Here is a 13867-nt window from a genome sequence, read left to right as displayed (position 1 = left end):
GCCCGGGGCCGCCCGCGCGACCGCGCCGCCGGGCGCACGCTGTCGGGCCCCCAGACCAGCGATCTCGTGGTCCGCCACGGCCCGAAGGACGTGCCGGCCGCCACCGCCTCGACCGGCGAGCAGAAGGCGCTGCTGATCGGCCTCGTGCTCGCCCATGCCAAGCTGGTGCGGGCGATGAGCGGGATCGCGCCGCTGATCCTCCTCGACGAGGTCGCCGCCCACCTCGACCCCCGCCGCCGCGCCGGCCTGTTCGCGGCGCTCGACGCGTTGCCGGGGCAGGTGTTCATGACCGGGGCCGACGCGGCGATGTTCGCCGAGCTCGGCGGGCGGGCCGATGTGATCGGCATCGCCGACGGGCGCATCGCGCGGCCCTGATCTCGACCGTCGTGACCACGATGCCGCTGTCCAGCCTCGCCTTCTTCGCCGCCGTCTATGCCATCGCCGTCGCCGCGCCCGGCCCGGGCATCGCCGCGCTCGTGGCGCGGGTGCTGGCGCGGGGGACGCCGGGGATCATCGGCTTCGCGGCGGGGTTCGTCGCGGGCGATCTCGTCGGGTTCTCGCTGACGGTGGCGGGCCTTGCCATGGTGGCGCAGACCTTCGCGATCGGATTCGTCGTCCTGAAATACGCCGGCGCGATCTGTCTCGCGTATCTTGCCTGGGGAGCCTGGACCGCCCGCACCGACGCGGTCGAAGCCGCGCCCATGGCCGGACACGGCGCCGTTCGCCTGTTTCTCGGCGGACTGACCCTCACTTTGGGCAACCCGAAGGTGATCCTGTTCTTCCTGGCCCTGCTGCCGACTGTCGTCGACCTCGATCATCTCACGCCGCTGGGCATCGCGGAGATCGCGGCGACGATCGTCGTCGTGCTGAGTGCGGTGCTGGCGGCCTATGTGCTCGCCGCGGCCCGCGCGCGACGGGTCTTCACGTCGTCTCGCGCCCGTCGCGCGATCAATCGTGGGGCCGGAACGGTCATGGCCGGCGCCGCCGTCGCCATCGTCGCGCGCTGACCCTCAAGCCATCGCCGAGCGAATGTCGGTCTGCGGAAAGTCGTCGCCGACGAAGAGCAGGGGAACGTCGTGGACCTGGGCGCAGGCATAGGCGAAGCAGTCGCCCAGATTGAGCTGTGCCGGATGCCCGCGGCCCTTGCCGTAGCGTGCATGCGCGGCGAGGGCTTCGTGGCTTTCCGCCGCGGCGATCGGCACCAATCGGATGCCGGCGGCCAGGAGGAACCGTTCGATCTGCGATTCGGAGTTCGCGACGTCCTGACTCAACTTTCGCGAGAGGGCCATGACGGTCTCGAAGACGGCAAGCGCCGAGGTGATCGGTGCTTCGGCTTGGTCGAGGCACCGGATCAACGCCGCCGCTGGCGGCTCTGCGCTCATGATCGCGACCATGGCGGAGGCATCGACGAACATCACTCGTCGTTCAGGCCGTCGTAGAAGGCCTTGTCGGCCTCCAGACCCGTTCGCGGTACGGCGGCGATCTCATCGAGCAGGGGCCGCAACCGTTCGGCCAGCGGTAGGGCGCGATCCCGCCGCTCCAGTTCGTTGGCCAGCGCGATCTTCACCGCCTCGGTCTTGCTGACCCGGGCGAGGGCCGCCAGTTTGTCGGCGAGGCGGTTCACCTCCTCGCTTCGGATGTTCAGCGGCATCGCGCGCCTCCGTGTAGACAATCTGCTGTTAGTGTATACGCACCCCGGCGGCAAGCCGTGGTTTCACCTGGGACAGGCATGACCTCACGACTCGACGATGCGCGGCGCGCCCTCAAGACCACCTTCGGCTACGACGATTTCCGACCCGGCCAGGACGAGGTGATCGAGGCGGTGCTCTCGGGCGCGGACGTGTTCGCGGTGATGCCGACGGGCTCGGGCAAGTCGATGACTTACCAGCTGCCGGCGCTAGTGGAGGATTCGCTCACCGTCGTGGTCTCGCCGCTGATCGCGCTGATGCACGACCAAGTGCAGCAGATGCGCGGCTTCGGCGTCGCGGCAGCGACCCTGAACTCGTCGGTGGCCGAATCGATCTCGCGCGAGACCTGGCGGATGATCCGCGCGAACGAGCTGCGGCTGCTCTTCGTCTCGCCCGAGCGCCTGCTGATGGACGGCTGCATGGACGCGCTGCGCGGCGCGGGCGTCCGCCGGCTCGCGGTCGACGAGGCGCATTGCGTCTCGCAATGGGGCCACGACTTCCGCCCCGAATATCGTGCGCTGTCCCGCGCCCGCGAGGCGCTCGGCGACGTCCAGACCGTGGCGCTGACGGCGACCGCCGACAAGGCGACGCGGGCCGAGATCGCCGAGCGCCTGTTTCCCCAAGGGCGCGACCTCAAGACCTTCGTCCACTCCTTCGACCGGCCGAACATCGGCCTGACCTTCGCCGCCAAGGACAACCCGACCCGGCAGATCGAGCGCTTCCTGAAGCATCGCCGCTCCGAGAGCGGGATCATCTACTGCTCGTCGCGCAAGCGCACCGAGCAGCTGGCCGAGAGCCTGAAGAAGGACGGCTTCAACGCGTATCCCTACCATGCCGGGCTCGACCAGGGCACGCGCATGCGCAACCAGGACACCTTCCTGCAGGAGGACGGCGTCGTGATGACCGCGACGGTGGCCTTCGGCATGGGCATCAACAAGCCCGACGTGCGCTTCGTCTGCCACGCCGACATGCCGGGCAACGTCGAGGGCTACTACCAGGAGATCGGCCGCGCCGGCCGCGACGGGCTGCCCGCCGACACGCTGACTCTCTACGGCCTCGACGACATGGCCCTGCGCCGCCGCCAGATCGACGAGAAGGAGGTGCCGGACGAGCGCCGCCGCGTCGAGCGGCGCAAGCTCGAGGCGATGATCGCGCTGTGCGAAGGCGCGGCCTGCCGCCGGCAATCGCTGCTCGCCTACTTCGACGAGGCCAGCGGCCATTGCGGCCGGTGCGACCTCTGCCGCGGCGGCGTCACGCTCGTCGACGGCACGGTCCCGGCCCAGAAGATCCTCTCGGCGATCGTGCGCACCGGGCAGCGCTACGGCGCGGCCTATGTCTGCGACGTCGTCCACGGCAAGGTGAGCGAGCCGATCCGCCGCAACGGCCACGAGCAGCTCAAGACCTTTGGCGTCGGCGCCGACAAGCCGGTCGCCGCCTGGCGCGCGATCCTGCGCCAGCTCTTCGCCGCCGGCGCGGTGGCCGAGAACACCGACGGCTACGGCGGCCTCACCATGACCGACAAGGGCGAGGCGATCCTGTTCGGCCGCGAGCCGGTGCAGCTCCGCCCCGACCCGGAGCCGAAATCGGCCGAGCCGCGCGAGCGCCGCCGCGCGGGCGCCGTGCGCGACGCCGGCTCGGACGACCTGAGCCCGGCCGACGAGGCCCTGTTCCAGCACCTGCGCGGCCTGCGCGCCACCATCGCGCGCGCCGACAACATCGCCGCCTTCATGGTGTTTCCCGATCGGACGCTGATCGAGATGGCCAAGGGCAAGCCGGTGGATCTCTACGCGCTGCGCACCGTCCACGGCGTCGGCGAGCGCAAGCGCGAGGCCTACGGCGAAAGGTTCGTCGCCGCGATCGCCGAGTTCCTGGCGCATCCCCCGGCGGCGTGACGGGCGGAGCCGGCATCGGCGACGTCTCAGCTTGTAGGCTCGCTCGACAAGCTTCTCGCGACCCACGCCAGACGTGCGGAGAGCCGTGGGCGCTCCTCCGACGCAGCCATCCGTGGTGGTCGAGCAAACGCAATTCAGCGCGGGAAGCGAACCTTGACCGCGAGAAGGCGTCCTACGGCATCGCCGTGGCCCACTGCCGGGTGTTTGCGGGTGAAGCAGCGGCTTTCGCGGACCGACCCAAGCCCGGTCAACTTCCTCGGTCCGGCCAACCCCCATCGGATACGTATGACCGCTTGGGTGCCATTCGACTTTTGTACAGTCTGGGATGAACGCCAAGGCAGGCGGGGCGGCGGACAATCTGCCGCCCGCGCGCTGCGGCTCGGCCTTCTCCGCTCTCAACCGTGAGCGGGCGGATGGCGATGTCCGCCTCGATCGATCCGTCGCCCGGAAGCGGACAGGCCGAAAGCCACCCTTTGCGGTGCCCCCCGAGTTTCTCAGCGGGTCATAACGCCGGCGTCTTTTCGCTCGTCTCCGGGGCGTGCCGTCGTGTAGGGAGCCGGCATCCTTCGACAGCAACAGCGCCGGAACGCTCCGTCATCACCCGATTCAGCGACACGCCCACCGCCGATCCGCAAGAGGTGGTCAGGCGCCAGGTCTTCTACCTACCCGGCTTCGATCCGCGCCAGCCCGAGACCTACTGGGGCCTCTTCCGTCGCGAGAGCCGGCTGACGGCCGCGCGCCGCGGGCTCGACATCGCGGTGAGCGACCCGTCGCGCAGCGCCGACCGCCTCAGCCTCGACTGGACCGTCGAATCGGGGGGCACCCGCACGCGCTACGGCCTGCTGCGCTGGGACGACATCGTGCGTGCCCGCTTCCCGCGCCCCAACTGGCGGCGCCTCCTCACGGTGCCGGCCCTGCTGTGGCGGCTCAGGCGCTCGGGCTACGAGCGGCGCCTGCGCCGCGAGGGGCGCAGCTTCGCCATGGTGATCTTCGGCGTCCAGTACCTGTTCCTGGTGTTCGTGGCGTTGAGCCTCGGGCTCGCCGCGCTGCTGCCGCTGGCGCTGCCGGCCGACTGGCGGCCGTGGTCGTGGCTCGCGGTACCGGTCGCGGCCTACGCGATCCTGGCCGGGATCATGGCGATCACCCGCGGCAAGCCGTTCTACTGCGCCCACCTCGTCGACGACACCGCCTTCACCCACGACCACGCCGCCGGCCGCGAAGCCCGGATGCCCGAGCGCCTCGACGCCATGGCCGCGCGCATCGCCGCCGCCGAGGGCACCGCCGACGAGGTCGTGGTGATCGGCCATTCCTCGTCGAGCTTCCTCGGGGTCGAGGTGCTCGACCGGATCCTCTCGGCCGATCCCGCCTTCGGCACCCGCGGCACGCCGGTCTCGTTCGTGACGCTGGGCAGCGTGATCCCCTGGATCGCCCTCGACCGCCCCGCGGTGAAGTTCCGGGCGGCGCTCGCGCGCTTCGCCGCCGCCGACCAGATCCGCTGGCTCGACGTGCGCGCGCCGTGGGACTGGCTGTCGATCCACCTGCGCGATCCGCTGACCGCCTCCGACGTTCCTTCGCCCGACCGCGGGCGCCCGGCCACGCGCTACGTCCGGCTGGAGGACCTGATCGAGCATCGTCTCATCCGAGGCCGACGATTCAACCTGTTCCAGATGCACTTCCAGCTCTTGATGTCGAGCCTGGACACGGACGGGTTCGACTACATCGCCCTGGTCTCCGGGCCGGAGCCGGTGCACGCGGCGATCGACCGCCGGTGCGGGGCGCGGCCGGCGAGCCCGTCCGAAGGCGGCGCGACGGCCGTGCCGGTCCGCGCCTGAGCGCTCCGACCCCGGGACGGGCCGGGCGGATGTGTGATCGAATGTTGCCAGGGCGGGCGCTTACCCTCTAGAGCCGTGGCGACTCCCGAGCCGGCGCCGACCTTGCCGACGGCGCCATCTCCGATCGGGACCGGATTTTCGTCGAGACCGCCGCATGTTCCGCAACGATGTCCCGATCACGCCCGAGCTCGTCCGCCAGCACGGCCTGACGCCGGACGAGTACCAACGGTTCCGCGGGTTGATCGGGCGCGATCCGACGCTGACCGAGCTCGGCATCGTCTCGGCGATGTGGAACGAGCACTGCTCGTACAAGTCGTCGCGCAAGCACCTGCGCGGATTGCCGACGACGGGGCCGTGGGTGATCCAGGGGCCGGGCGAGAACGCCGGCGTCATCGACATCGGCGACGGCCTCGCCTGCGTCTTCAAGATGGAGAGCCACAACCACCCGAGCTTCATCGAGCCCTACCAGGGCGCGGCGACCGGCGTCGGCGGCATCCTGCGCGACGTCTTCACCATGGGGGCGCGCCCGATCGCGGCCCTGAACGCCCTGCGCTTCGGCTCGCCCGACCACCCCCGCACCCGCCACCTCGTCTCGGGCGTGGTCGCCGGCATCGGCGGCTACGGCAACTCCTTCGGGGTGCCGACGGTCGGCGGCGCGGTCGGCTTCCACCCGCGCTACGACGGCAACATCCTGGTCAACGCCATGGCGGTCGGCCTCGCCAAGGCCGACGCGATCTTCTACGCGGCGGCCTCGGGCGTCGGGAACCCGATCGTCTACCTCGGCTCGAAGACCGGGCGCGACGGCATCCACGGCGCCACCATGGCGTCGGCCGAGTTCGACGCCGAGACCGAGTCGAAGCGCCCGACCGTGCAGGTCGGCGACCCCTTCGCCGAGAAGCTCCTGCTCGAGGCCTGCCTCGAGCTGATGCGCTCGGGCGCGGTCATCGCGATCCAGGACATGGGGGCTGCCGGCCTGACCTGCTCGGCCGTCGAGATGGGCGCCAAGGGGGATCTGGGCGTCGAGCTCGACATCGAGAAGGTGCCCGCCCGCGAGGCCGGCATGACCCCTTACGAGATGATGCTGTCGGAGAGCCAGGAGCGCATGCTCATGGTTCTGAAGCCCGGCATGGAGGCCGAGGCCGAGGCGATCTTCGTGAAGTGGGGCCTCGACTTCGCGGTGATCGGCAAGACCACCGACACCCTGCGCTTCGTGGTGAAGTGGCACGGCGACGTCGTCGCCGACCTGCCGATCAAGGAGCTCGGCGACGAGGCGCCGCTCTACGACCGGCCGCACATCGCCAACACGCACCTGCCCGAGATCCAGGCCGCGGACGTCGCGGCGCCGGCCTCCCTGACCGAGGCGCTGAAGCGGCTCGTCGGCTCGCCCGAGCTGTGCTCGAAGCGCTGGGTCTACGAGCAGTACGACCACTTCATCGGCGGCAACACCGTGCAGAAGCCCGGCGGCGACGCCGCGATCGTCCGCGTCGAGGACGGTCCCCGCGGGCTGGCGCTCACCGCCGACGTGACGCCGCGCTATTGCGAGGCCGACCCGGTCGAGGGCGGCCGGCAGGCGGTGGCCGAGGCGTGGCGCAACATCACCGCCGTCGGCGGGCGGCCGCTGGCGATCACCGACAACCTGAACTTCGGCAACCCCGAGAAGCCCGAGGTGATGGGCCAGCTCGTCGGCTGCCTCCAGGGCATCGGCGAGGCCTGCAAGGCGCTCGACTTCCCCGTCGTGTCCGGCAACGTCTCGCTCTACAACGAGACCAACGGCGTCGGCATCCTGCCCACGCCGACCATCGGCGGCGTCGGCGTGCTCGACGACGTCGCGCGCCACGCCACCATCGCCCTGAAGCGCGAGGGCGACGTGCTGGTGCTGGTGGGCGCCGCCGAGGGGTGGCTCGGGCAGTCGATCTACCTGTCGGTGATCGAGGGCCGCGAGGAGGGGGCGCCGCCGCCCGTCGACCTGTCGCTCGAGCGCCGCAACGGCGACTTCGTCCGCGGGCTCATCGCCTCGGGCCAGGTCGACACCGTGCACGACCTCTCCGACGGCGGCCTCGCGGTGGCGTTGGCCGAGATGGCGATGGCGGGCAGCTTCGGCGCGACGCTGCCCGAGGCGCCGGAGGGCATGCCGCCGCACGCCTACCTCTTCGGCGAGGACCAGGCGCGCTACCTCGTCGCCGTGCCGGCCGAGGCCGCGACCGACATCCTCTACGCCGCCTCGGCGCAGGGCATCGACGCGTCGGTGGTCGGCGTGGTCGAGGGCGACGGTTTGACCCTGCCGGGCGGGCAGACCATATCGGTCGCCGAGCTCCGCGACGCCCACGAAGGCTGGCTGCCGGCCTACATGGCGAGCCTTCCGGCGGCCGCCTGACACCCCCGACCCGAGGAACCGACCGATGCCGATGGACGCGCGCGAGATCGAGCGGATGATCGTCGAGGCCCTGCCCGACGCCAAGGTGGAGATCAAGGATCTCGCCGGCGACGGCGACCACTACGCCGCCACGGTGCTGTCGGCGGCGTTCAAGGGCAAGACCCGCGTCGCCCAACACCAGATGGTCTACGGCGCGCTCCAGGGGCGGATGGGGGGCGTGCTCCACGCCCTTGCGCTGACGACGGGCGTCCCGCAGGATTAGGCCTCCGTTCCACGGTGGTGCCGATGGACCAGCCGAGCCTCTGCGACGACGACATCGTGACCTGGTCCGAGCAGCAGGCGGCGAGCCTGCGCGCCCTGGCGGCTCGGCCCGACCTCTCGAATGCGCGCGCTTGGGAGAACATCGCCGAGGAGGTCGAGGGCTTGCGACGGTCTCAGACGCAGGGCGTCGAGAGTGCCATCCTCCTCGTCCTTGTCCCGAAGTACCTTTCGGCTCCGTCCGCGCAATCGACCCGATCCTGGCGGGTCGAGGTGGTCGCCTACCAGGCGACGGCACGCCGGAACTACAAGCGCTCCATGCGACAGAGGATCGACTGGGAAGACCTCTGGACCACCGCGAAGGCGAACGCCGCCGTGTCGCTCGAGATGTACGGCGACAGCCCCGTCCCTGGGTCGCCGGCGACGATGCCTTTCGATCCGGACGAGATCGTGGCGAAGAGCTTCGATATGGATTGGGCGCTGGAGCGGTTGGCCTCGGCATTGGAAATGCCTGCCGACCATCACTAGATCTGCTGAAACGAACGAGGATCGGAACCCATGAGCGACGTCAACGCAACGATCGAGAACGAGATCAAGTCCCAGGACGTGGTCGTGTTCATGAAGGGCACGCCCACCATGCCGCAATGCGGCTTCTCGGGGCAGGTCGTTCAGATCCTCAACTACCTCGAAGTGCCGTTCAAGGGCGTGAACGTGCTGGCCGACGCCGGCATCCGCGACGGCATCAAGGCCTATTCCAACTGGCCGACCATCCCGCAGATCTACGTGAAGGGCGAGTTCGTCGGCGGCTGCGACATCACCCGCGAGATGTTCCAGTCGGGCGAGCTGCAGACCTTCCTCGCCGAGAAGGGCGTCCCGGTGAAGTCCGCCGCCGCCTAAGCCGGCCTTCGCGGACGGACGACGACGAAGGGCGCCGCGGCGCCCTTTTTCGTGGCCGCATCCGAGAAACGTTCGGCACGGATCCGGCTTGAGCCCGAGAGGGGCAACCGGAGGCGCGCCTCGGGCGCGGCGTCATCATGCACGACGTGATCATCGTGGGCGGCGGGCCGGCGGGGCTCAACGCGGCGCTCATTCTCGGGCGCTGCCGGCGCACCGTCCTGCTCCTCGACCACGGCACCCCGCGCAACGCCGCGGCTCGCCTGACCTGGGGCGTCTACACCCGGGACGGCACGCCGCCGGCCGAGCTTCGCGCCCTCGCCCGCGCCGACCTCGAGCGCTACGACACCGTCGCGCTGCGCGAGGCCGAGGTCGTGGAAGCGCGAGCGATCGACGGCGGTTTCGCGATCACGCTCGCGGACGGCACCCGGGAGACCGCCCGCCGACTGATCCTCGCCACCGGCCTGCACCAGGACCTGCCCGCGATCCAGGGCTTCGCGCGCTACTGGGGCACCGGCGTCCATTCCTGCCCGTATTGCGACGGCTACGAGGCACGCGACCGGCCGATCGCGGCCTACGCCCACGGCCCCGTCGCGAAGGGGTTCGCCCTGGAGCTGACGGCCTGGAGCGGCAACGTCACGCTCTGCACCGACGGCCATCCGACCGACCTCTCCGAGGACGATCGGGCGCGCCTCGCCCGAAACGGCGTGCGGCTGGTCGAGGCGCCGATCGCCCGCCTGGACGGCGACGAGGCGGGGCCGACGCATCTCGCCTTCGCGGACGGCAGCGCCCTGCCCTGCCGCGCGGTGTTCCTGATGCCGATGGGATGCCTGCCGTCGCAGCTCATCCGGCAGCTCGGCTGCGCCCTGAACGAGGCCGGCGTGGTGCCGACGCGCGATTACGAGAAGACCGACGTACCGGGGCTCTACGTGGCCGGCGACGCCTCGCGCCGGGTGCAGTTCGCGATCGTCGCCGCCGCCGAGGGCGCCATGGCGGCCTTCGCGGTCAACACCGAGCTCCTGCGCGAGGACACCCGCTGACGTTTCCGAGAGACGCAATTAGCCGTGCATCCGCAGGGTGCATTTCGCGGGGCTGCCGACGACTTGCGAAGCCACGTCGCGCCGGATGCGTAGTCTGGAGATCTGCCGACAGGCGAAGTCGGCGTGCGATTTCACACCATGGCCGGGGCGCTGCAATGCAATGATGAAAAAATAGTTCCGTTCTCGAAACTTTCGGAACTTGTTCAGGTTGTCCCCGTTACTCACGTACGGCCGAGGTTTCCTCGGCCGCCGGTGCCGACGCTCCGCTGTCTCTGCAAGGCCGGTCATGCCCGTCTTCGACGCCAAAAACCTCGGGACCCAGTTCGAAGGCCAAGCCTTGCTCGCGGCGATCCTGCACCCGACGCGCATCGCCCAGACTCGCGCCCTCACCCATGGCCGCCAGCGCGCCGAGCGCGCCGCCGCCATGGCGGACCCGATGACGATCGAGCCGCGCTACCCAGTCGGCGCCGGCGTGCTGACCCAGACGCCGATCGCCTCGACCTGACGGCGTTGCGCGCCGCGTCCTACCAGGGCTGCGGCGTGACGAGGCCCTGACGCGTCACCACGACCCATTCCCGCCCGCGCCGCTCGACGGCTTCGACCCGCCCGACTCCCGGAATGGCGTCGCCGATCGCGACCTCCACCAGGCGGCGGCGGCGATCCTCCAGCATGGCGGTGCCGTCGTACACGTCGCGGACGGCCCAGGACTCGATCACCGCCGGCTTCGGCTTGGCGTCCGGGATGCTCCCGGTCTGGACCGGCTCGGGCTTCGCGACCGGAGCCGGCGGCGCGGCGGACGCGACGGTGCGCTTCTCGGCTTGGGCCGCCGCCGCCGCGAGGCGGGCGCCCTGCTCCTTCTCCGCCTGCTCGATCCGCTCGCCGAGGGCGGCGATCTTCGCCACCAGGGCGGATTCGGTCTTGCCGACCTTCTCGGTCAGCGCGGCGCTGCGAGCCTTCGCCTCGCTGCGCGCGGCGTCCGCAGCGTCCTTGAGGGCCGCGACCGACTTGTCGAGGCGATCGGAAGCGATGGCGAGGCGCGACGCCTCCGAGCGGTTGGCCTCGAGCGCCGCGTTGATCTCGGCCAGGACGACCGCCGTCCCCTGAGGCCGGGGCGTCGCCAGGATCGCGGTGCCGGCGCCGAGCACCGTGCCGACCGCGAGTGCGACGCCCGCCAGCCCCATCGTCACCGCATCGAAGCGACGGACGGCCTTGGCAGCCGTCGGCACGGGCGCCGCCGCCTTGCTCTCGGCGGGCTTCGCGCCGGAGACCGCGGCCTTCAGCAGGGCCTCCGGCGAGGCGGCCGATTTCTCCACGGCCGAATCGATGATCGTCGTCATGGCCCTCGCCTCCGCGTCCGGCATCTCTGTCGAAAGCTTTGGTTAAGGACGTTTGTTTACTGAAGGGTTACCGCGCCGCGCGTGCCGAGGCGGCGCGGGCCTTCCCCGTCAGGCCGCCAGCCCGCGCTTGCGCAGCAGCGGCTCGGTGCTCGGCAGGCGCCCGCGGAAGGCGGTGTAGGCCTCGCGCGGGTCGCGCAGGTTCCCGGCACCGTAGACGTAGGTGCGCAGGCGCGCGGCGGTCGCCGGATCGAAGATGTCGCCGGCCTCGCGGAAGGCGTCGAAGGCGTCCGCATCCAGCACTTCGGACCAGAGATAGCTGTAGTAGCCGGCCGCATAGCCGTCGCCCGAGAAGATGTGGGCGAAGTGCGGCGTGCGGTGGCGCATGTTGATCTCGGCCGGCATCGCGATGCGCTCGAGCGCGTCGGCTTCGAAGGCCCCCACGTCGAGCCCGTTCTCGCCCTCGGCCGAGAGGTGCAGCGTCATGTCGACGATCGCCGACGCGGTGTACTCGACGGTGGCGAAGCCCTGGTTGAAGGTGCGGGCGGCGAGCAGCTTCGTCAGCAGCGCCTCCGGCATCGGCTCGCCGGTGCGGTGGTGGCGGGCATGGGTCCGCAGCACCTCCGGCTGCTCCAGCCAGTGCTCATAGAGCTGCGACGGCAGCTCGACGAAGTCGCCCGACACGGCGGTGCCGGCGAGCAGCGGGTAGGTCACGTCGGAGAGGAGGCCGTGCAGGGCGTGGCCGAACTCGTGGAAGAGGGTCCGGGCGTCGTCGAAGGACAGCAGGGCCGCCTCCCCGGCGGGCGCCTTCGCGAAGTTCATCACGTTGACGATGATCGGCTTCACGTCGCCGGTGAGCCGTTCCTGCGAGCGGAAAGCGCTCATCCAGGCGCCGCTGCGCTTCGACGGCCGTGCGAAGTAATCGCCGAGGAAGGTGCCGACCTCGGAGCCGTCGGCGTTCGCGACGCGCCAGGCGCGCACGTCCGGGTGGTAGCGCGGAACGTCCTTGAGCTCGGTGAAGCGCAGGCCGAACAGGCGGGAGGCCGTGTCGAACGAAGCGGCGATCACCGAATCGAGCGGCAGGTAGGCCTTGATCTCGCTCTCGTCGAGATCGTGCTCGGCGCGCCGCAGCTTCTCGGCGTAGTGGCGCCAGTCATGGGCCTGGAGGGCGAAGTTGCCGCCCTCGGCCTGGACGATCGCCTGGAGCCGGTCGCGCTCGGCCCCGGCCTGCCTGCGGGCCGGGGTCCAGACCTCGCGCAGCAGGCCCATCGCCGCGTCCGGGGTCGCGGCCATGGTGTCGTCGAGCTTGAAGTGGGCGAAGCTGTCGAAGCCGAGGAGCCTGGCCCGCTCGGCGCGCAAGCTGACGATCTCGCGGATGATGCCGCGGTTGTCGGTGGCCCCGCCGCCCTCGCCGCGGCGGATCCAGGCCTCGTAGGCGCGCTCGCGCAGGTCGCGCCGGGTCGAGCACACCAGGAACGGCTCGATCAGCGAGCGCGACAGGGTGATGGCGTGGCTGTGCGCGCCCCCGCGCTCCTTGGCGGCGTCGGCCGCCGAGGCGATCAGGAAGTCGGGCAGGCCGGCGCGGTCCTCCGCCGCGTCGAGGGGCAGCAGGAAGCTGCTCTCGTCGGCGAGCAGGTTCTGGCTGAACTGGGTTCCGAGTTCCGACATCCGCGCCGCGATCTCGGCGACGCGCAGCTTGTCCTCGGGCCCGAGGTCGGCGCCGGAGCGGCGGAAGCGGGTGCGGTAGCGGGACAGAACCCGGCGCTCCTCGCCGCCCAGGCCTTCGGCGTCGGCGTCGACCGCCGAGATGCGCGCCCACAGGTCGGGGTTGAGGTAGATCGCGCTGCCGTGGCGCGACAGCTTCGGGCCGATCGTCCGCTCGATCGCCTGAAGCTCGGGGTTCGTGTGGCTGCCGGTGAGGTTGTAGAACACGCCGGCGACTCGATCGAGGGCCAGGCCCGCCCGCTCCATCGCCGCGACGGTGTTGGCGAAGGTGGGCGCCGCGGTCTCGCCGGCGATCGCCGCGATCTCGGCCTTGTGGGACGACAAAGCCGCCTCGAAGGCCGGCAGGTAGTGCTCGGGGCGGATGCGCTCGAACGGCGGAAGCTCGGCCGGCGTGCCCCAGGCCGTCTCGGAGAAGGGGTTGTCGGCCGGAAGGTCGGCGAGCCCGGGGTTTTGCGCTGTCGTCATCTGAAAGGTCCCGATGTCGCGCGCCGTGCCCTGGCCGGCGGCGTTCCGGCCTGGGCCGTCGACGGCCGGCGATTCGACGCGCTCCCGCTTCAGATAGGCCCGAACCCACGCTTCAGGAAGGCGATACCGCGTGCCACCGCGTCGGCGTCGGTTCGCGGATCGAAGGCGTGGCCCTGGTCTTCGTAGAGGTGGACGCGGCAGCTTCCGCCCGCCTCGGCCATCCGCCGGTGCAGGTCCTCGGGGTGACGCCGACCGACCAGGGCGTCGCGGGCGCCGTGTAGCGCCAGCACCGGCGGCAGTGCGAGCGGGCCGGCGCTCGGGCCGCTGCCGAGTTCCGGCGGCAGGAAGGCCGAGCGCAGCACCAG

The 13867-nt window shown here is 70.9% G+C and carries 15 protein-coding genes; 10 read left to right on the top strand and 5 right to left on the bottom strand.

Annotation, left to right across the window (positions count from 1 at the left end):
- Together FV230_RS15250 and FV230_RS15245 are read left to right on the top strand one after the other, a co-directional pair.
- Positions 1–375, top strand: a 375-nt coding sequence (locus tag FV230_RS15250) for an AAA family ATPase (RefSeq protein ID WP_246694860.1), incomplete at its 5' end; no start/stop codon positions are given.
- Between the two features lie 20 nt (positions 376–395).
- Positions 396–1007 (top strand): LysE family translocator, encoded by a 612-nt coding sequence (locus FV230_RS15245; protein ID WP_147842997.1) that lies wholly within the window; start codon positions 396–398, stop codon positions 1005–1007.
- 3 nt (positions 1008–1010) lie between these two features.
- Here the strand turns inward: FV230_RS15245 and FV230_RS15240 are convergent, their stop codons facing one another.
- Both FV230_RS15240 and FV230_RS15235 read right to left on the bottom strand, forming a co-directional pair.
- Positions 1011–1415 (bottom strand): type II toxin-antitoxin system VapC family toxin, encoded by a 405-nt coding sequence (locus tag FV230_RS15240; RefSeq protein WP_147729276.1) that lies wholly within the window; start codon positions 1413–1415, stop codon positions 1011–1013.
- Positions 1415–1651 (bottom strand): type II toxin-antitoxin system VapB family antitoxin, encoded by a 237-nt coding sequence (locus FV230_RS15235; protein ID WP_147729277.1) that lies wholly within the window; start codon positions 1649–1651, stop codon positions 1415–1417. The genes FV230_RS15240 and FV230_RS15235 overlap by 1 nt, the downstream gene beginning before the upstream one ends.
- 78 nt (positions 1652–1729) lie before the next feature.
- On the opposite strand from FV230_RS15235, the gene recQ reads away from it, so the two are divergent.
- The 8 genes from recQ to FV230_RS15195 all read left to right on the top strand — a co-directional run bounded on the left by recQ (position 1730) and on the right by FV230_RS15195 (position 10483).
- Positions 1730–3580: a DNA helicase RecQ gene (gene recQ / locus FV230_RS15230; RefSeq protein WP_147842996.1), complete on the top strand. Its 1851-nt coding sequence runs from the start codon at positions 1730–1732 to the stop codon at positions 3578–3580.
- A 638-nt stretch (positions 3581–4218) separates the two neighbouring features.
- Positions 4219–5412, top strand: coding sequence for a hydrolase (locus FV230_RS15225; protein WP_147842995.1), 1194 nt, complete (start codon positions 4219–4221; stop codon positions 5410–5412).
- 154 nt (positions 5413–5566) lie between these two features.
- Positions 5567–7786 carry a phosphoribosylformylglycinamidine synthase subunit PurL gene (gene purL / locus FV230_RS15220; RefSeq protein ID WP_147842994.1) on the top strand — a complete coding sequence of 740 codons (2220 nt, stop codon included), beginning with the start codon at positions 5567–5569 and terminating at the stop codon, positions 7784–7786.
- 25 nt (positions 7787–7811) lie between these two features.
- Positions 7812–8048: a BolA family transcriptional regulator gene (locus FV230_RS15215; protein WP_147727612.1), complete on the top strand. Its 237-nt coding sequence runs from the start codon at positions 7812–7814 to the stop codon at positions 8046–8048.
- A 23-nt stretch (positions 8049–8071) separates the two neighbouring features.
- Positions 8072–8572, top strand: a complete 501-nt coding sequence (locus tag FV230_RS15210; RefSeq protein WP_147842993.1) for a DUF29 family protein — start codon at positions 8072–8074, stop codon at positions 8570–8572.
- Between the two features lie 30 nt (positions 8573–8602).
- Complete coding sequence (gene grxD / locus FV230_RS15205) at positions 8603–8941, top strand: Grx4 family monothiol glutaredoxin (RefSeq protein ID WP_147727610.1); 339 nt, start codon at positions 8603–8605, stop codon at positions 8939–8941.
- 137 nt (positions 8942–9078) lie between these two features.
- Positions 9079–9978 carry an NAD(P)/FAD-dependent oxidoreductase gene (locus tag FV230_RS15200; protein ID WP_147842992.1) on the top strand — a complete coding sequence of 300 codons (900 nt, stop codon included), beginning with the start codon at positions 9079–9081 and terminating at the stop codon, positions 9976–9978.
- A gap of 286 nt (positions 9979–10264) precedes the next feature.
- Positions 10265–10483 carry a hypothetical protein gene (locus tag FV230_RS15195; protein WP_147842991.1) on the top strand — a complete coding sequence of 73 codons (219 nt, stop codon included), beginning with the start codon at positions 10265–10267 and terminating at the stop codon, positions 10481–10483.
- 19 nt (positions 10484–10502) lie between these two features.
- Here FV230_RS15195 and FV230_RS15190 read toward each other — a convergent pair whose 3' ends face one another.
- The 3 genes from FV230_RS15190 to FV230_RS15180 form a co-directional block, all read right to left on the bottom strand.
- Positions 10503–11315 (bottom strand): hypothetical protein, encoded by an 813-nt coding sequence (locus FV230_RS15190; protein WP_147842990.1) that lies wholly within the window; start codon positions 11313–11315, stop codon positions 10503–10505.
- A 108-nt stretch (positions 11316–11423) separates the two neighbouring features.
- Positions 11424–13502: a M3 family metallopeptidase gene (locus FV230_RS15185; RefSeq protein WP_147842989.1), complete on the bottom strand. Its 2079-nt coding sequence runs from the start codon at positions 13500–13502 to the stop codon at positions 11424–11426.
- 89 nt (positions 13503–13591) lie between these two features.
- Positions 13592–13867: dienelactone hydrolase family protein (locus tag FV230_RS15180; RefSeq protein WP_187275511.1), on the bottom strand; the 276-nt coding region annotated here is incomplete at its 5' end.

The organism is Methylobacterium sp. WL6 (genome assembly GCF_008040095.1).
Lineage (GTDB): Bacteria > Pseudomonadota > Alphaproteobacteria > Rhizobiales > Beijerinckiaceae > Methylobacterium.
The sequence above is the reverse complement of the archived record's forward strand: the minus strand, read 5'-3'. Positions and strand labels throughout refer to the sequence as shown.